Below are 16,775 nucleotides of genomic sequence, written 5' to 3' on the forward strand. Positions count from 1 at the left end.
CCCCCCCCCCCCCCCCCCCCCCCCCCCCCCCCCCCCCCCCCCCCCCCCCCCCGCTTCTCTTCTCGCGGGCCCCGCCCCGCCATTTCGGCAAGAAAAAGCATGGAACACGGGACGTCCCTGTGCTATACTGTTGGCAAAGCCCGGATGAGCTGTCTGCCATCCGGCACCGGGCGGACAAGGAGGTCTCTCACATGGATCGCGGCATGAAAAAATGGATCTACTGGGGTGTCTATGTCTTCCTCACTCTGGCTGGTTTTCTCGCGTGCATCTTCTGTCTCCTGCCTGTGGTCACCCCCTCTGTCTTTCTGCTGGGCCTGTATAATCTCTGGCAGGGCGTTGCCTGGGCTCTCCATCTGTACCCCTATGTCCCCCAGCACCACTCTCGGAGGCGGCAGCTCCTATTTTCCGCCGCCTGCATCTGCCTGGGCATCGTTTGGGTCCCCCTCTCCCTCACCTCCTGGTCCACCCAATGGGGCCCCTTGATCGCCTCTATCCTTCCCTCTTTGATCCTCGCCTTCGCCTCGTCCCGCTGCCGCGGCTGACCGCACCGCCGCGCCTTTCCGCCGTCTTCCCCCTCTGCTCCGATCCGAATTAAGGAGGTGCTTTCCTTTGCCCTATTTTTTCTATCAGGGGAAGCGCTGCTTCTACACCTGCTCCGGTGTGGGTCCTCCCCTCCTGTTCCTCCACGGGAACACCGCCTCTTCCCAGATGTTTCAGTTTCTGCTCCCCTTCTATACCCCCTGCTTTCGCTGTATCCTGCTTGATTTTTTGGGCAGCGGGCGCTCTCAGCGGATGCCGGAGCTTCCACCCCAGCTCTGGATCGACCAGGGCAGGCAGGCCGCCGCTCTGATCAGGCACCTGGGCCTTGGTCCCGTCTTTCTGGTGGGGACCAGCGGCGGTGCCTGGGCCGCCCTGAACGCGGGGCTGGAGCACCCTGATCTGGTGCGGGGGATCGTGGCCGACAGCTTTGATGGCCGCACCCTTCACCGCGGCTTTGACCGGGAGCTGCTGGAGGAGCGGGCCGCAGCCAAAGCGTCCCACCAGGCGCGTCAGTTTTACCAATGGTGCCAGGGAGCGGACTGGGAGGAAGTGGTGGACCGTGACACCCGATCTCTGGTCCGGTGCGCCCGGGAGGGCCTCCCCCTTTTCTCCAGGCCCCTGGACGAACTGCAGGCCCCCCTACTGCTGATGGGCAGCCGGGAGGACGTCATGTGCCGGAAAGATCTGGAGGCGGAATACCAGCATATTCTGGAGATCCTGCCCCAGGCCAGGATGTGCCTATTCGACCATGGGGCGCATCCGGCGCTGGCCTCCAACGGCCTGGCAGCAGCTGATGCGGTGCGGGACTTTTTCAGCTGAGTGCCTCGAACAAATTTTCTATCTCCGTTGACAATCCTCCCTATTCAGATTACAATAGAAAAAAACTGCCGGGAGGGATGCCCGTGGACCGCGCCACCACCTGCTGCTTCACCGGGCACCGCCCGGACAAGCTGCCCTGGGGCAGCCGGGAGTCGGACCCCCGCTGTCTGACGCTGAAGCGCCGTCTGACCCAGGCGGTGGAGGGAGCCTACACCCAGGGGATGCGCCACTTCATCTGCGGCATGGCCCGGGGGACGGACCTGTACTTTGCGGAGGCGGTGCTGGCCCTGCGCCTGTGCCGCTCCGGCGTCACCCTGGAGGCCGCCCGCCCCTGCGAGAGCCAGGCTGACGCCTGGCCTGAGGCAGAACGGCACCGGTATCAGGCCATTCTGGACCAGTGCGACTTCGAGACTCTGGTCCAGCACCGCTATGACCGCTTCTGTATGCAGCGGCGGAACCGCTATATGGTGGACCGCTCTGCCCTGGTGCTGTCGGTCTATGACGGCGTGCCCAAGGGCGGAACCGCCCAGACCCTGGCCTACGCCATGCGTCAGGGCGTCCCCGTCCAGATCCTCGACCCAGAACAAGGAGACTGACATGAAGACGCTGATGCATATCTGCTGCGCCCCCTGCGCCAACCGCCCCATCGCCGCCCTGCGGGAGGAGGGCATCGAGCTGGCCGGCTTCTGGTACAATCCCAATATCCACCCCTATACCGAGTACCGCAGCCGAAAAACCTGCCTGGAGGACTACGCCAGGGAGATCTCCCTCCCTCTGGTGGTAGTCAATGACTACGGTCTGCGCCAGTTCGTCCAGCATGTAGCCGACAACATCGACGGCCGCTGCGCCTACTGCTATCGGGTGCGGATGGAGGAGACCGCCCGCTATGCCGCCGAGCACGGCTTTGACAGCTTCACCACCTCCCTGCTCATCAGCCCCTACCAGAACCACGAGGCCATCTGCGCCGTGGCCCGGGCCATGGGCGGGGAGTACGGCGTGGAATTCCTGTACCGGGATTTCCGCCCCCTCTTCCGGGAGGGGCAGCAGTTTGCCCGGGACCACGGCTTCTATATGCAGAAATACTGCGGCTGTGTGTTCAGCGAGGAGGACCGATATCTGGCCAAGAAGCGAAAAAAAGAGGCGGAGCGCCTGGCCGCCGCCCGGCAGAACGGGCCGGACTGACCCCCGCCCAGATCATAGCCGTCGGCCTCCCACGGAAAAAGCCTCGCAGAGTTCGCTCCCGCAGGCGTGAATTCAGTTCTGATCCGTTTTCCCCGGCGACATGCGTGTCGGGAAAAACACTGCTCAGGCTGCCAGTGTGAGGTTTGTCCGCGGCAGACTGCATCTTTCTCGAAAAAGCGGCAAAGCTCCCACCGCCCGCAGGCGGTGGGAGCTTTTGGTCTGCCCTCATTTGGGCAGGAAATTCAGGAACATGGAGAGGACGGCGGTATTGGTGAAGTCCACAAACATGCCTCCCACAATGGGCACCACGAAGAACGCCTTGGGCGCGGGGCCATACTGGCCGGTAACGCTGAGCATGTTGGCCATGGCGTTGGGGGTCGCGCCCATGCCGAAGCCGCAGAAAGCGGTGGTCATGCAGGCCGCCTCATAGTCCCGTCCCATGACCCGGAATACTATGAAGGAGGCGAACAGGAACATGATGAGGGTCTGCACCAGCAGGGTGACGATCATGGGCACCGCCAAGGCCGCCAGCTCCCACAGCTTCAGGGTCATCAGGGCGATGGCCAGGAAGATATTCAGGCAGACATTTCCGCTGATGTCGATGGCGTGCATGGGCAGCTCGATCTTCCGCCAGTCGCTGACATTGCGAATGATCAACGCCACGATCATGGCGCCCATATAGGTGGGCAGGGTGATCTTGCCGTCAAAGTAGGCATTGATATAGGTGCCGATGCCGGCGGCAATGATCAGCAGGATGAATGCCTTCAGGATGCTGTCCGCACCCTGGTCCTTGGCCGGGCTGGGCTCCTGCACCGTCTCCACGGTCTCCACGGCCTCCGCCTTCACGGAGGAGTGCAGACCATACTTTTTGATCTTCGCCCGGGCGATGGGGCCGCCCATCAGGCTACCGGACACCAGGCCGTAGGTAGCGCAGGCGATGGCCACCACCTCGGCTCCCGCCACACCGGCCGCCTCGAACTGGGGCCCGAAGGAGCCGGAAGTGCCGTGGCCGCCCACCAGGGGAATGGAGCCCATGCACAGGCCCAGCCGGGGGTCATCCAAGCCGAACAGCTGGGCGAAGCCTACGCCCACAAAGTTCTGCATCGTGATCATGACGGTGGCCAGCAGCAGGAACACCAGCACCGGTCCCGCGCCCCTGCGCAGCACCTTGAAGCTGGCCCCGTACCCTACACTGGTGAAGAACCAGATCATGAACACATTTTTCAGCGTCTCGTCAAAGGTCAGGGTGAGCAGTCCCGTCTGATGGACCACCAGGTGGAAAATGGCGAAGATCAGCCCTCCCACCACGGGGGCCGGGATGCAGCAGCGCCGCAGGAATCCCACGTGGTTCACGATAAAGCGGCCCAGCACGAACAGCAGCATGGCCAGCCCTGTCGTCTGGAGGACATTCAGTTCAATGGTCATCTCTCTGTCTCCTTTTCTCTCCTAGAATGGCCGGAGCGCGTCTTCTTTCTGCTCCGGATAGGCACAGGATACCAGCCCCGCTTCAAATCCCTACAAAAACTCTCAAGGGAGAAAAAATCTTCTCCATATCTGACAAAGATTTTCCCGTCACTCCTGTCTATTTTGCACATGTATTATTGACGCGAATGGGTCTATTGAAACTTCTCATATGTCATTTCACCTATTTTCATGCCGGAGGGCCGCGGGAGATCTCCCCCGCCCCCCCCCCCCCCCCCCCCCCCCCCGGTCCCGGGGCGTCACCGCCCCCTCTTTTTTTCGCGCTTTTTCTGCTGGCGCAGACGGAACCGCTCCTCCTCCGACTGGAGGCGGCGCTGCCGCCGCTCCTGGCGGAGCCGTTCTCCCGCCTGCTCCCGCTCTCTGGCCAGGGCCTGCTGGGCTCTGGTGCCAGCTCCGGAGCTCTCCAGGGTCTTTCTGGCCTCCCGCCGGACACGCTTTGGGTTTTCCGGCCGGACTCTGGCCCGCTCCCCCGGAGCGGCAGGACTGAACCGCAGCTTGTGCCACTCCACCCCCAGCCACTGGTAGATCTGGGCGTCGGAGGGCTCTGGTCCAAAGACTACCCGGGCGGCCTCATAGCCGTCCGCCGTCCACCGCTCCGCGATCCCCACCCAGAAGGGGGGCTGAAAGCACACCGTAAAGCTGCTCACGTTCCAGTCCATATTCGATTCCTCCCAAACACTTGTGTCGGGAAACGGACGACCCGGGAGGGAGGGCTACTGACGGGAGCGCGGCCCGCTCATGGACTACCAACCATGATGTGTTTTTATTCCCGCACCGCCATTGTAAGGCCCAGGCAGCGGTTCGTCAATGGCTTTTCATTCCGGCCGGAACGCTCAGGAGTGGCCGCCGGTGTCTCTCTCCAGCAGCTTCTTCAGGTCCCCCATGGAGACATCCATCCTGTTGGACACTTCTTCCATGGTCATCCCGCTGCGGAGGAAACGACGGACCACCATGCCCATGTCCTCCCCCACCTCCACCAGGTGCCCGTCCAAATCATAAAAGCGGACCACCCGCTGTCCCCAGCCGTGCTCCACCACGTCCCCCAGGCGCTCTGCCCCGGGGTATCGTCTCAGCTGCTCCAGAAAATGGTCCAGGTCCTCCGTCTCAAAGCAAAGCTCCATGTTGTTGCTCTTTTTCCCGATCCGCTCCTTCTGCAGCCCCACCAGCCAGTCAAACTCCTGCTGGAGGGAGAGCCCGCAGGTAAAGGATACGTTGATCCCATAGTCCTGGCAGACCTCCAATCCGAACAGATCCTCATAAAATCCTCTGGCGGCCTTGACATCCGCCACAGAAAGCACCACTGCCGTATATTTCATCTGTCCCGCTCCTTTTCTGTATTTTCCGTCAAAAAAAGTTCAGCTGCCGGTCCCCATAGTCCCGGGTGGCTGCGGAGACGATCTGCTCCATACGGTACCGCATGCCCAACTGACCGCACCTGTGAGAGAACACCTCCCACAGCCGTCTGGCCCTGGGGCTGGCGCACCAATACCGGTCCCCGTACCGCCGGAGGTAGCGGGCCCGCAGCCCCTGCCCGGGGAAGGCGTCCTCCAGCCCCTGTAGGAAATACTCCCGCTGGCCCTCCCGCATGGTCACGCCGAGGGCTGGGTAGACAAAAGATGCCCCTGCCTCCGCCGCCCGCTCCACCACCTCCAGCACATTCTCTTCCGTGTCCTCCAGGAAGGGCAGTACCGGCATCAGGAGCACCCCGGCAAACAGTCCCCGGTCCGCCAGCTCCCGGAGAGCGGCCAGCCGCCGGGAGGGGGAGGGCGCCCCGGGCTCCAGCCGGGCCGCCAGGGCGTCATCCGTGGTGGTGATGGTGAGCTTGCAGATCACCGGCGAGTGCCGGGCGATGGAGTCCAAAATGTCCCCGTCCCGGACGATCAAGTCGCTCTTGGTCGCAATGGCCGCCCCGCACCGGTAGGCGTCGATCAGCTCCAGGGCGTGTCGGGTCAGCTGGAGGGACGCCTCAAAGGGGTTGTAGGGGTCGCTCATGGCCCCGGTAGCGATGAAGGCGGGCCGGACCTTCCGTGCCAAGTCGTCCCGCAGGATGCGCAGGGCGTCTGCCTTGGCCTTTACCGTATCAAAGTCCGGGGTTTGATAGCAGGCACTGCGGCTGTCGCAGTACAGGCACCCGTGGCAGCACCCCCGATAGATATTCATGGTGTGATCCGTCCCGAACCACCGGGTGTCCCGGCTGCGGTGGAGCAGATGTTTAGCCGGAAGATACTCCATCTCCCCACCTCCTTTCCTATTTTCACCATAGCATATCCAGATCGCTCCGTCAAGAGGAATCGAACAAAGGTTTGACTTCCATGGCCCAAAGGGATATAATAAGGACATCCTAATAAGGGGGGAGCGCCCGGTGGACCGTGTCATCTTTCACTGTGATCTGAACAGCTTTTACGCCTCGGTGGAGCTGTTGGACCACCCGGAACTGCGCCACCTCCCAGTGGCGGTGTGCGGCGACCCGGCCAGCCGCCACGGCATCATCCTTGCAAAAAACGAGCCTGCCAAGGCCTTCGGTATCAAGACCGCGGAGACCATCTGGCAGGCCCGGAAAAAGTGTCCCAGGCTGGTTCTCCTTCCCGCCCACCACGACAAGTACCGGGAGTTCTCCCGCCAGGTAAACCAGCTCTATCAGGAGTACACCGATCTGGTGGAACCCTTCGGCATCGACGAGAGCTGGCTGGACGTCACTGGCTCTCTCCACCTCTTCGGCGGGGACCCCCTGGCCCTGGCCCACCAGCTCCGCCGTCGGGTGCGGGGGGAGCTGGGCCTGACCATCTCGGTGGGAGTCTCCTTCAACAAGGTGTTTGCCAAGCTGGGCAGCGACTACAAAAAACCGGACGCCGTCACCCTGATCTCGCCGGATAACTTTCGTGCCCTGGTCTGGCCTCTGCCGGTGACCGACCTGCTCTATGTGGGCCGGGCTGCGGCAGACACCCTGAAGCGGTTCGGGGTGCGGACCATCGGCGATCTGGCCCGGTTTGACCGGGAAGCCCTGTTCTCCCTGCTGGGGCGCCACGGCAGGCAGCTCCATGCCTACGCCAACGGGCTGGACCGCAGTCCCGTCTCTTCCGCCTGTCAGGAGAACGCACCCAAGTCCATTGGCAACGGCCTTACCTTCCCCCGCAGCTTGTCCGGCCGGGAGGAGATCTGCTCCGGCATCGCCATGCTGTCCGACCGGGTGGCCGTCCGCCTGCGCCGGGCAGGGATGAAGGCTGCCGGCGTCTCTCTGGCCATCCGGGACCCGGATTTCCGGGATATCAGCCGCCAGCGCCGGCTGGAGCCCCCCACCTGCCTGGCCCGGGAGCTGTCCCAGGCCGCCGTCTCCCTGGCGGAGGGCTGCTGGAACATGGACAGTCCCGTCCGTGCCCTGACGGTGACCGCCCTCTATCTGATCTCCGAGGACCAGGCTGGCGTCCAGTTGGACCTGCTGGGCCAGGCAGACGCCCCCAGGCGGGACCGCCTGGAACGCCTGGACCGGACGCTGGACCAGATTCGGGCCAAGTACGGCCGGAACGCCATCTCCCCAGCCTCCTCCGCCGGCGTGTGCCAGGGCGGTGTGCAGGAGGAAGACGAGGAAGGCGCAACCTCCTGACCGGCCCGGAACCGCTGTCCGGCATCCGCGAAAGAGGCCGCCGCTATGCGGTTTCCCAAGGAGTCATTGGATCAGCTCCAGCAGCTCACTCACATTCAGGCAGAGGTCCGGCCTTTCGCTGCCATACAGGGGTGCTCCGCAAGGAATTCCAAGTTTTGTTTCATGGAAGGCCCCTTTTATAAAAAGGGGCCTTGTCTTTCATACTCATAATACGATCACTTTTTCCTCCGGCGGTACAGGACCAGGCAGGCGGCTATGATCCCCGCTGTCAGTCCGGCCCATACGAAGTTCAGACCGTTTTGGTCCAGCCAACCATACAGGACAGAGCCTGGGTAGATCCCACTGAAGAGCGTCATCAGCACAGCGATCAATATAGCAATCAGAAGCATTTTAACAGCCATAGACACGTTCTCTCCTCTCTACCGGCGTCCCCCTCCGCGGGGAAAATGCGCCTCCACTCTCTGACTCTCCCATCTCCGGGGCTTTCCGTTCTCTCTGCTTCGATCATATCAGAAAGGGCCCGGCATGTCAAAGAGACATGCCGGGCCCTCTGTCTGTGCTCCAGTCTCAGGAGACGGTGTACTCTCCCCGCACCAGCAGCTTGACGGTGGCGGCGGTGGCCTGGACTGTCCGGTCCGCGATGGTGGCCATGTAAAGGTGGTTGGCGGTCAGCGCGCCGCCGTTGTTCAGCGTCCCCCCGGTGCTTACGTCGATCAGCCCCGGGTCCGTGTTGGCCGCCAGGGTGGCGGCGCCCACCCGCAGCATCACCTCGCATCCCACCCCCAGGGCCAGCGTCTGCCCGGAGGTGAGAGTAACCACGGAGTAGGAGGCACTGGTCCCCCCGGAGGCCCCGCCGCCCTCCACTGCCATCTTATAGTCCGCGATGGCGGTATTGAGCTGAGCCAGCAGCTCACTCTGCCGCTTGGCCGCCTGCTCGTCCACCTGCTTGAGGATATTGGGGGTGACTGTCTGGGTGAGATAGCTGAGGGTGACCAGGGGGTCGGACTCATCTCCCCCCGCCGCCAGGACCGCGCCGCCGCAGAGGCAGGCACCGGCCAGGCAGAAGGAGGCGATCCGCATGCTCCATTTCTTGTTCTGCTTCATCCTATGTACTCCTTTTCTGCTCCCCCGCAGCCCGGCCGGGGCCGGGCCATGGGGGAACGCCTTCGTGTTCCGCGCCGCCCCAGAGTTCCGGGACGGGCGCACTTTTATACCATCGTGTCTGGATGAAGGCCAAAGCTCACCGCGATGGCCGTGTCTACCTGCTTCATCATCGTTTCGTCCACCCGGCCCATGTGCTCCCGCAGGCGGCGCTTATCCAGGGTGCGGATCTGCTCCAGCAGGACCACCGAGTCCTTGGGCAGGCCGCAGCTCATGGCGGCCAGGGAGATGTGGGTGGGCAGGCGCGCCTTGCCGGTCTGGGAGGTGATGGCGGCGGCAATGACAGTAGGGCTGTGCCGGTTTCCGGTGTCGTTCTGCACGATCAGCACCGGGCGCACGCCCCCCTGTTCGCTGCCCACCACCGGGCTCAGGTCGGCATAGAAAATATCGCCTCGTTTGACTACACTGTTGTCCACGTGATTTCACACTCCGCCGGAAGATAATACGGCGTTACAGCGGACCCGCAGCGGTCTTTATGTAACGCTGTATTATGATTTTCCCACGGGGCGGCAAGGTTTATACATGCAGGGAAAAAACTCCGCAGCCCCTGCCCGGCGGCGGGCGGCGGCCCGCTGCTCCATACCATCTTATGCGGGGCAGCTGGGATCGGTCCCTGTCACTCCCCCCGGCCCGTATAGATCCGGGGGACCCTGGGGTTCACGTTGCACAGCAGCTCATAGGGGATGGTGCCCGCCAGCGCGGCGGCCTGCTCCAGCAGACCCTCCCGGCCATAGAGCTCCGCCACGTCCCCGGGGACCGCGTCCGGGACATCTGTCACGTCCACCATGCACATGTCCATGCAGATACGGCCCACCACGGGGCAGCGCCGGCCCCGCAGCAGCACCTCCATCCGGTTGGAGAGCAGGCGGGGATATCCGTCCCCATAGCCCACCGGCAGCACGGCCAGGCGGCTGTCCCGCTCCAGCCGGGCAGTGCAGCCGTAGCTGACACAGGTGCCCGCAGGAACGGCCCGCACGGCGGCCACCCGAGTCTTCAGCGCCATCACCGGCAGCAGGCCGGAGCTGTCCAGTCCCTCCAGTCCCGGCGCGGGATAATAGCCGTACAGGGCGATGCCGGGACGGACCATATCCATATGAGTACAAGGATAGTTTAACACGGCCGCGCTGGCAGCACAATGGCAAATTTTGAACCGGACCCCCAGCGCTTCCAGAGCCTGCCTGGCATCCAGGAAACGGGTGAACTGCCCCATGGTATACTCCTCGTTCCCGTCGGCGTCCGCAAAATGGGTAAACAGCCCCTCCGCCTCCAGGCCGGGCAGGGCGCACAGCGCCGCAATGGCGGCGGCGGTCTCCCGCTCACCCCCCTCCCGCCAGAGAAAGCCCAGCCGGGTCATGCCGGTGTCCACCTTCACGTGGATCTTCAGCGTCCGTCCCGCAGCCTGTGCCGCGCGGGCCAGGGCCCGGCCGGTCTCCAGGTCGGAGACAGTCTGGGTCACATCATGCTCCAGCAGCAGCTCGGCCAGCTGGGGCGGCGTCTGCCCCAGGCACAGGATGGGGATGGTCACGCCGCCGCGGCGCAGCTCCGCCGCCTCATCCACACAGGCCACCGCCAGCATATCGGCCCCCAGCGCCTCCAGCTTCCGCCCCACCTGGAGGGCCCCGTGGCCGTAGGCGTTAGCCTTGCACAGCCCCAAAAAGCGGCAGTCCGGAGCCAGCATGGCCCGCAGAGTCTGGTAGTTATGGGCCAGACGGTCCAGGGATATCTCCGCCCAGGTCCTCATTTGCGCGGTCTCTGTCATGGTAAAACCTCTATTCCTTGGTAAATTGAGAAAATTCGCATTGGAGCACACACACCCCATCCTGGGAGATCTCTCCCCGGACCAGGGCGTGGGTGGCGGCGTCGAACCACAGGGTGGTCTCCGTCCCGCTGCCCTGTTTCTCCTCCGGGTCCCGGCTCACCACCCGCAGGGCCTGGACTTCCCCCAGCTCCTCCAGGACACAGGTGTCCAGATAGCCGGACCGAGCGGTCTCCAGCAGGGCGGGGATGGCCCCCATGGGGGTCAGTCCGCCGGGAGCCAGCTCTCCGGTCTCCAGGATGGCTCCATCGTACTCCAGCCAGCCCTCATCCTCTTCGATCCGGGCCGTCAGGCCGGCCACCGTCTCCGGCGCGGTCAGGGTGAGGAGGGCTTCCTCCCCGTTCACCGCAGCCGACAGCTCATACCGGTAGACCCGCTGGCCATAATCCGCTGTCACCACGGCCTGGGCCGCGCAGGACGTCATAGCCAGATACTCCCCCCGGATGGTGAGGGCGAGCTCCTCCGCCTCGCTGCCTCCCCCGCCTCCGCCGCAGGCGGAGAGGGAGAGGGTCATCATCAGTACGCAAATCAGCAGGGATCTCCGCACCGCTCCGACCTCCAAATTCAGGATCCGGACCGGACGTGGGCCTCCAGGGTCTCAGGCAGCCGCTCCACCAGGTCCCCGGGCGTCATACCGTACTCCCCCAGGCTACCGGCGCAGCGGTCCCCGGCCTCCCCGTGGAGATATACGCCGTCCCGGGCCGCCAGCTCCGGCTCCCACCCCTGTCCCAGCAGGGCGAGGATGAGTCCGGCCAGCACGTCGCCGCTGCCCCCCTTGGACATGCCCGGATTGCCCGTGGTGTTGATCCAGGCCCGGCCGTCCGGGGCAGCGGTGACGGTGCGGTGCCCCTTCAGCACCAGCACACACCGGTGGTCCCGGGCAAAGTCCCGGGCCGCCGTCAGGGGGTCCTCCAGCGGCAGGGGCCGCCCGGTCAGCCGGGCGAACTCTCCGGCGTGGGGGGTCAGGATGGTGGGAGCCCTTCGTCCGTCCAGACTATCTATATGCCCGTCCAGCGCGTTTATGCCGTCGGCGTCCAGCACCACCGGCACCTTCAGGTCCTCCAGCAGGGAACGGACCAGCCGCTCCGTCCGGGGCGCCCGGCCCAGTCCCGGGCCGATGAGCACCCCTTCGCAGGACGACGCCCGCCTCAGGATATCCTCATACCGCGCCGGCAGGGGGAAGGGCATGGCCTCCAGACACTTCACCGCCGCGATGGGCCAGATCTCCTCCGGCACGCCCAGGGACACCAGGCCCGCCCCGCCGCGCACCGCGCCGGAGGCGGCCAGCACCGGGGCCCCGGTATAGCCCACGCTCCCTGCCAGGATCAGCACCCGCCCGTAGTCCCCCTTGTGGGAGTCCCGCTTTCTCCGGGGCAGGACCACATCCTCATATCCCATCACCCCCACCGGGAAGCGCATCTGTGCTCCGGGGCCGAAGATGAGCCTGTGGGGGATGCCGATGTCCGCTACTGTGACCAGTCCGGCACAAGAGGCCCCCTCCCCCAGATAGAGGCCGGGCTTTGCGCAGGTGAACGTGACGGTCCGGTCCGCGCGGACGGCCTCACCCAATACGGCGCCAGTGTCGGCGTGGACCCCGGAGGGGATGTCACAGGACACCACCCGCTTCAGCGGGGACCTTCCCTGCATCAATCGCACAGCCAGAAGGGCGTCCCCCTCCACAGGGCGGGAGAGCCCCACCCCGAGCAGGGCGTCCACCAGGCAGCCGCACAGAGACAACCACAGCATCTGCCGGCGGTCCTCCGGCCGGAACTCCTCCAGCGCGCCTCCAGCTTCTTCCAGCTTTTTCTCCATGGCCCGCTCGTCCGGCGTCATCTTCCTCCGGTCTCCCACCAGGAAGGCTCGGACCCGAAAGCCCATGCCCCGGAGGATGCGGGCGGCGGCCACGCCGTCCCCGCCGTTGTTGCCGGGGCCGCACAGCACCCCCACCCAGGGAGCGTGATCCTGATTTTTCTCCTCCGCAAGGGCCTGAAGGGCCTCCAGCTCCCGCCGGTCCTCCTCCGTCTCCGCCCCTGCTCCCAGGACCGCCACGGAGGCGGCTCCGCCGATGAAGTCCGGACCGCCGCCCTCCAGCAGTCCCCGCACCTCCTCCGCCACCGCCCGGGCGGCCCGCTCCATCAACCCCAGCGAGGAGACCCCATATTCTTCTATGGCCTGCCGGTCCAGTTCCTTCATCTGGGCGGCGCCAGCGATCTGATACACAGCCTATTCTCCCCTTTCCAGTGCCTCCGGGGCCAGTTCTGAGAGCGGGATCAGCCGGATCTGTCCCGCCGCCTCCGCCTTGGAGGGGTACACCCTGAGCCCTGGGGCTGGCTCCCACATCTCCCGGACCTCCTCCCCCGCCAGCAGGCGGCTGGAAAACCGGCCCATGTCCTCTGACACTCGGAAGGCAGTCCCCTCCGGGGTGACGCAGTACACACCCTCCCCCAGGGCCTCCGAGCGGCCGTACCAGCTGCCATCCCGGTCCCGGGCCGCCAGCTCCAGGCCGGGGACCGCGAAGAATGGGAGTTCCGGGAGCTCCTCATCCTCAAAGAAAAAGAATACCCCAGCCCGCTCTGCCATCTCCTGATACCGGGGCACCTCCGCCCGAATCTCGGCCTGCTCCGTGCGGATCACTGCCCCAGCTGGAAGAATCTGCACCTTACTGCTGATGAGTCCCAGCGCGCCGGACTGGTCCAGTTCCCCCAGGTCAACATAAATGGTCCTCACGGCCCGCCCCCCTTTACAAAGGATTTTTCCGGTATTGTACCACATTCCGGCGGAAAAAGAAAGAGAGGACGTCTCCGTCCTCTCTCCCGTGGTCCGTTTATTTCAGAAAACCGTTGACGATCTGCTCCTCCGCCTCTTTCTCCGTCAGGCCCAGGGTCATCAGCTTGATGAGCTGCTCCCCGGCAATCTTGCCGATGGCGGCCTCGTGGACCAGGCTGGCATCCACGCAGTTGGCGGTGACCTCCGGGATGGCGGCCACCACGCCCTGGTCCATGATGATGGCGTCGCACTCCGAGTGGCCGTAGCACCGGGCATTTCCGTTGATGCGGGCCAGGAACACCTGCCTGGACTGGTCCTTAGCCACAGAACGGGAGATCACGTTGGTGTGGCAGTCCTCTCCGTCCAAGTCCACAGTGAAGTCGGACTTGGCCAGCTGCCTGCCGTGGGTCATCACCTTCTCCCTGATGATGAGGGTGGCGCGGGGCCCCAGCTTGGCGTTGGTGGTGCGCACAGTGGAGTCCACCCCCTTGATCTGGGTGGTCTCCATCTCCATGTAGCTGTCCTCGTCCATCTCCACTACGGTAGTGGGGTTCATGATATTCTCCCCCCGGCCGTCCCCCTCGCCGTAGTGGCGCTCCACATAGCGCACCTTGGAGCGCTTGCCCACATGGAAGGTGTGGATGCCGGAGTGCTCCGAGTTCTGCACCCCGCAGTTGTGGATGCCGCAGCCGGCCACGATGGTCACGTCGCAGTCGTCTCCGATCAGGAAATCGTTATATACCGTCTCCGTCAGACCGCTCTCGCTCAGCACCACCGGGATGTGGACCGACTGGTTTTTGGTCCCCGGCTTGATGATGATGTCGATGCCATCCTTGTCCTCCTTGGAGACGATGTCGATGCTGGCGGTAGTGTTTCGGGCCGCCGCCTTGCCGTTTGCCCGGATGTTATAGGCCCCCTCGGGCACCTCGTGGAGCCCGGCCACCTGCTCCAGCAGGCTTTTCTGGATCGCGTCCATCTCTCTGCTCCCTCCTTACCGCACTTTTTCCGACAGGGCGCTGCACACGCCCGGGACCTCTCCCAGCAGCTGGGGCAGCACCTCATCCCGGGTCCCCTGGGTCTGGATGCGCCCGTCGGCCAGCACGATGATCCGGTCCGCAATGTCCAGGATACGCTCCTGGTGAGATATGATGATAATAGAGCCGTTGATCTTCTCGTGCAGATGTTCAAACACCTGGATCAGATTGCTGAAGCTCCACAGGTCGATGCCCGCCTCCGGCTCGTCAAAGACAGACAGCTTGGTGCCCCGGGCCATGATCATGGCGATCTCGATACGCTTGAGCTCTCCGCCGGACAGAGATGCGTCCACCTCCCGGTCGATGTAGTCCTTGGCACACAGCCCCACCTCGGACAGATAGCCGCACGCCTCCGGCACCCCGATCTGCTTGCCCGAGGCCAGGGTGATCAGGTCCTTCACCGTCAGGCCCTTGAAGCGGACAGGCTGCTGGAAGGCAAAGCTGATCCCCTTCTGGGCCCGCTGGGTGATGTCCAGCCCGGTGATATCCTCCCCGTCCAGCAGGATGCGCCCCTGAGTGGGGGTCAGGATGCCCGCAATGACCTTGGCCAGAGTGGACTTTCCTCCGCCGTTGGGCCCTGTGATAGCCACGAACCGCTCGTCGATGGTCAGGCTGATGTCCCGCAGGATGTTCTTGCTGTCGCCGTCCTGCTCCACGCCATAGCTGATGTTTTGTAACTCTAACATGAGGTTCCTCCCACGTACAGGCCCGGACCTGCTCCGACCGGGCTCCGCTTTCTTTCTATCAGTTTGCCCCGGGACTCCGCTCCTCAAACGGCGCTCAGCCCCTTCTCGCCAGGATCTGCCCCTATTCTAGCACGTTCTGCTCCAAATGTCTAACTGTATTTTTTCTGAAAACAGAAATTTTCCTATTATTTTAATGGGTAAAACAACGAAGCGGCCCGTCTCCGGCATTTCCCCCCGTATTTGTCAAGACCGCCCTCGTGAGAGGGCGGTCTTCAGCGCTGTTCAGCTGTTGGTCCGGGAATGGGCGCCCACCCTGGGGGGCACCTCTCCCTCCTGCTCCCTTTTCTGATGGGAGACAATCCATCAGAGGATGTCGATATACTCCCCGCTGAGGGCCTTGTTCATGGAGCGCACGGCACAGAACTTGCCGCACATGGAGCAGGTGTCGTCATGCTCGGGGGAGCGGTCGTCCCGGATGGCCTTGGCGGTCTCCGGGTCCAGGGCACAAGCCCACTGGGCCTCCCAGTCCAGGGCCCGGCGGGCGTCGCCCATCTTGTCGTCGATGTCCCGGGCGCCCCGGATGCCCTTTGCGATATCGGCGGCGTGGGCAGCGATCCTGCTGGCAATGATGCCCTGCTTCACATCGTCCAGGTTGGGAAGCGCCAGGTGCTCGGCTGGGGTGACATAGCACAGGAAAGCAGCGCCGCTCATGGCGGCGATGGCCCCGCCGATGGCAGCGGTGATGTGGTCATAGCCAGGGGCGATGTCGGTGACCAGGGGGCCCAGCACATAGAAGGGGGCTCCCATGCAGATGGTCTGCTGCACCTTCATGTTGGCGGCGATCTGGTCCATGGGCACATGGCCGGGCCCCTCCACCATCACCTGCACGTCCTTCTCCCAGGCCCGTTTGGTCAGCTCGCCCAGGCGGACCAGTTCCTCGATCTGACATACATCGGTGGCGTCAGCCAGGCAGCCGGGGCGGCAGGCGTCGCCCAGGGAGATGGTCACATCGTACTCCCGGCAGATATCCAGGATCTCGTCGTAGAACTCATAGAAGGGATTCTCCTCCCCGGTCATGCACATCCATGCGAACACAAGGGAACCGCCCCGTGAGACGATGTTCATCTTCCGCTTGTGCTTGCGGATCTGATCTATGGTCTTACGGGTGATGCCGCAGTGGAGGGTGACGAAGTCCACGCCGTCCTGGGCATGGAGGCGGACCACATCGATGAAGTCCTTGGCACTGAGGGTGGCCAGGTCCCGCTGGTAGTGGATGACGCTGTCATAGACAGGGACGGTGCCGATCATCACCGGGCACTCGGCAGTGAGCTTCTGGCGGAAGGGCTGGGTGTTGCCATGGCTGGACAGGTCCATGATGGCCTCGGCCCCCATATTCACCGCAGAGAGCACCTTCTGCATCTCCACGTCGTAGTCCTTGCAGTCCCGGGAGACTCCCAGGTTGACATTGATCTTGGTGCGGAGCATGGAGCCGATACCCTCCGGGTCCAGGCATTTGTGCAGGCGGTTAGCAGGGATGGCCACCTTGCCGGCCGCGACGAGGGGCATCAGCTCCTCCACGGACATGTGCTCCTTTCGGGCGACAGTCTCCAGCTCCGGGGTCACGATCCCCCGGCGGGCGGCGTCCATCTGTGTGGTATAATTGCGTTCCATAAAGATCTTCTCCTTTA

The 16,775-nt window shown here is 64.1% G+C and carries 19 protein-coding genes; 5 read left to right on the forward strand and 14 right to left on the reverse strand.

Annotated elements, in window-relative coordinates; translation table 11 throughout:
* Positions 1-191: 191 nt before the first annotated feature.
* The 4 genes from NE584_RS09255 to NE584_RS09270 all read left to right on the forward strand — a co-directional run bounded on the left by NE584_RS09255 (position 192) and on the right by NE584_RS09270 (position 2,541).
* A complete protein-coding gene (locus tag NE584_RS09255; RefSeq protein WP_108980793.1) occupies positions 192-542 on the forward strand; it encodes a hypothetical protein in 351 nt (116 codons plus the stop codon).
* A 67-nt stretch (positions 543-609) separates the two neighbouring features.
* The gene (locus NE584_RS09260) at positions 610-1,359 is read left to right on the forward strand and encodes an alpha/beta fold hydrolase (protein WP_108980792.1); all 750 of its coding nucleotides are present in this window, start codon (positions 610-612) and stop codon (positions 1,357-1,359) included.
* Between the two features lie 77 nt (positions 1,360-1,436).
* The gene (locus tag NE584_RS09265; protein ID WP_256182679.1) at positions 1,437-1,955 is read left to right on the forward strand and encodes an SLOG family protein; all 519 of its coding nucleotides are present in this window, start codon (positions 1,437-1,439) and stop codon (positions 1,953-1,955) included.
* A gap of 1 nt (position 1,956) precedes the next feature.
* Positions 1,957-2,541: an epoxyqueuosine reductase QueH gene (locus tag NE584_RS09270; RefSeq protein WP_108980790.1), complete on the forward strand. Its 585-nt coding sequence runs from the start codon at positions 1,957-1,959 to the stop codon at positions 2,539-2,541.
* Between the two features lie 225 nt (positions 2,542-2,766).
* Here NE584_RS09270 and gltS read toward each other — a convergent pair whose 3' ends face one another.
* The 4 genes from gltS to NE584_RS09290 all read right to left on the reverse strand — a co-directional run bounded on the left by gltS (position 2,767) and on the right by NE584_RS09290 (position 6,255).
* On the reverse strand, positions 2,767-3,966 hold the full coding sequence (gltS, locus tag NE584_RS09275) for a sodium/glutamate symporter (RefSeq protein WP_108980789.1): 1,200 nt from the start codon (positions 3,964-3,966) through the stop codon (positions 2,767-2,769).
* Between the two features lie 296 nt (positions 3,967-4,262).
* On the reverse strand, positions 4,263-4,682 hold the full coding sequence (locus NE584_RS09280; protein WP_108980788.1) for a YjdF family protein: 420 nt from the start codon (positions 4,680-4,682) through the stop codon (positions 4,263-4,265).
* 174 nt (positions 4,683-4,856) lie between these two features.
* On the reverse strand, positions 4,857-5,339 hold the full coding sequence (locus tag NE584_RS09285; protein WP_108980787.1) for a VOC family protein: 483 nt from the start codon (positions 5,337-5,339) through the stop codon (positions 4,857-4,859).
* Positions 5,340-5,367: 28 nt separating this feature from the next.
* Entirely contained in the window at positions 5,368-6,255 is an 888-nt protein-coding gene (locus tag NE584_RS09290) for a radical SAM protein (RefSeq protein ID WP_108980786.1), read from the reverse strand.
* 130 nt (positions 6,256-6,385) lie between these two features.
* On the opposite strand from NE584_RS09290, the gene dinB reads away from it, so the two are divergent.
* Positions 6,386-7,624 carry a DNA polymerase IV gene (gene dinB, locus NE584_RS09295; protein WP_108980785.1) on the forward strand — a complete coding sequence of 413 codons (1,239 nt, stop codon included), beginning with the start codon at positions 6,386-6,388 and terminating at the stop codon, positions 7,622-7,624.
* Positions 7,625-7,839: 215 nt separating this feature from the next.
* Here dinB and NE584_RS09300 read toward each other — a convergent pair whose 3' ends face one another.
* From NE584_RS09300 to thiC, 10 genes are all read right to left on the reverse strand, one after another.
* A complete protein-coding gene (locus NE584_RS09300) occupies positions 7,840-8,025 on the reverse strand; it encodes an LPXTG cell wall anchor domain-containing protein (RefSeq protein ID WP_108980784.1) in 186 nt (61 codons plus the stop codon).
* Positions 8,026-8,191: 166 nt separating this feature from the next.
* Positions 8,192-8,728, reverse strand: a complete 537-nt coding sequence (locus NE584_RS09305; protein WP_256182680.1) for a hypothetical protein — start codon at positions 8,726-8,728, stop codon at positions 8,192-8,194.
* A gap of 104 nt (positions 8,729-8,832) precedes the next feature.
* On the reverse strand, positions 8,833-9,201 hold the full coding sequence (locus tag NE584_RS09310) for a type II toxin-antitoxin system PemK/MazF family toxin (RefSeq protein ID WP_050623800.1): 369 nt from the start codon (positions 9,199-9,201) through the stop codon (positions 8,833-8,835).
* A 200-nt stretch (positions 9,202-9,401) separates the two neighbouring features.
* Complete coding sequence (gene alr / locus NE584_RS09315) at positions 9,402-10,544, reverse strand: alanine racemase (RefSeq protein WP_108980782.1); 1,143 nt, start codon at positions 10,542-10,544, stop codon at positions 9,402-9,404.
* Positions 10,545-10,554: 10 nt separating this feature from the next.
* Positions 10,555-11,148, reverse strand: coding sequence for a hypothetical protein (locus tag NE584_RS09320; RefSeq protein ID WP_256182681.1), 594 nt, complete (start codon positions 11,146-11,148; stop codon positions 10,555-10,557).
* A 17-nt stretch (positions 11,149-11,165) separates the two neighbouring features.
* The gene (locus tag NE584_RS09325) at positions 11,166-12,821 is read right to left on the reverse strand and encodes an NAD(P)H-hydrate dehydratase (RefSeq protein ID WP_256182682.1); all 1,656 of its coding nucleotides are present in this window, start codon (positions 12,819-12,821) and stop codon (positions 11,166-11,168) included.
* 3 nt (positions 12,822-12,824) lie between these two features.
* Complete coding sequence (locus tag NE584_RS09330; protein WP_108980781.1) at positions 12,825-13,328, reverse strand: hypothetical protein; 504 nt, start codon at positions 13,326-13,328, stop codon at positions 12,825-12,827.
* 97 nt (positions 13,329-13,425) lie between these two features.
* Positions 13,426-14,343, reverse strand: coding sequence for a SufD family Fe-S cluster assembly protein (locus tag NE584_RS09335; protein WP_050623797.1), 918 nt, complete (start codon positions 14,341-14,343; stop codon positions 13,426-13,428).
* Positions 14,344-14,358: 15 nt separating this feature from the next.
* The gene (locus tag NE584_RS09340) at positions 14,359-15,087 is read right to left on the reverse strand and encodes an ABC transporter ATP-binding protein (RefSeq protein WP_050623796.1); all 729 of its coding nucleotides are present in this window, start codon (positions 15,085-15,087) and stop codon (positions 14,359-14,361) included.
* 363 nt (positions 15,088-15,450) lie between these two features.
* Positions 15,451-16,758, reverse strand: a complete 1,308-nt coding sequence (thiC, locus tag NE584_RS09345; RefSeq protein WP_050623795.1) for a phosphomethylpyrimidine synthase ThiC — start codon at positions 16,756-16,758, stop codon at positions 15,451-15,453.
* Positions 16,759-16,775: the final 17 nt, after the last annotated feature.

Origin of the sequence: Clostridium sp. DFI.5.61 (assembly GCF_024462915.1) — a bacterium.
GTDB classification, from domain to species: Bacteria; Bacillota; Clostridia; order Oscillospirales; family Oscillospiraceae; genus Lawsonibacter; species Lawsonibacter asaccharolyticus.

Coding starts and splice junctions, on each gene's coding strand:
- NE584_RS09335 (WP_050623797.1), bottom strand. CDS start 14,343: ATGGACGCGATCCAGAAAAGCCTGCTGGAGCAGGTGGCCGGGCTCCAC.
- alr (WP_108980782.1), bottom strand. CDS start 10,544: ATGACAGAGACCGCGCAAATGAGGACCTGGGCGGAGATATCCCTGGAC.
- NE584_RS09280 (WP_108980788.1), bottom strand. CDS start 4,682: ATGGACTGGAACGTGAGCAGCTTTACGGTGTGCTTTCAGCCCCCCTTC.
- NE584_RS09305 (WP_256182680.1), bottom strand. CDS start 8,728: ATGAAGCAGAACAAGAAATGGAGCATGCGGATCGCCTCCTTCTGCCTG.
- gltS (WP_108980789.1), bottom strand. CDS start 3,966: ATGACCATTGAACTGAATGTCCTCCAGACGACAGGGCTGGCCATGCTG.
- thiC (WP_050623795.1), bottom strand. CDS start 16,758: ATGGAACGCAATTATACCACACAGATGGACGCCGCCCGCCGGGGGATC.
- NE584_RS09265 (WP_256182679.1), top strand. CDS start 1,437: ATGCCCGTGGACCGCGCCACCACCTGCTGCTTCACCGGGCACCGCCCG.
- NE584_RS09290 (WP_108980786.1), bottom strand. CDS start 6,255: ATGGAGTATCTTCCGGCTAAACATCTGCTCCACCGCAGCCGGGACACC.
- NE584_RS09300 (WP_108980784.1), bottom strand. CDS start 8,025: ATGGCTGTTAAAATGCTTCTGATTGCTATATTGATCGCTGTGCTGATG.
- NE584_RS09340 (WP_050623796.1), bottom strand. CDS start 15,087: ATGTTAGAGTTACAAAACATCAGCTATGGCGTGGAGCAGGACGGCGAC.
- NE584_RS09270 (WP_108980790.1), top strand. CDS start 1,957: ATGAAGACGCTGATGCATATCTGCTGCGCCCCCTGCGCCAACCGCCCC.
- NE584_RS09285 (WP_108980787.1), bottom strand. CDS start 5,339: ATGAAATATACGGCAGTGGTGCTTTCTGTGGCGGATGTCAAGGCCGCC.
- NE584_RS09255 (WP_108980793.1), top strand. CDS start 192: ATGGATCGCGGCATGAAAAAATGGATCTACTGGGGTGTCTATGTCTTC.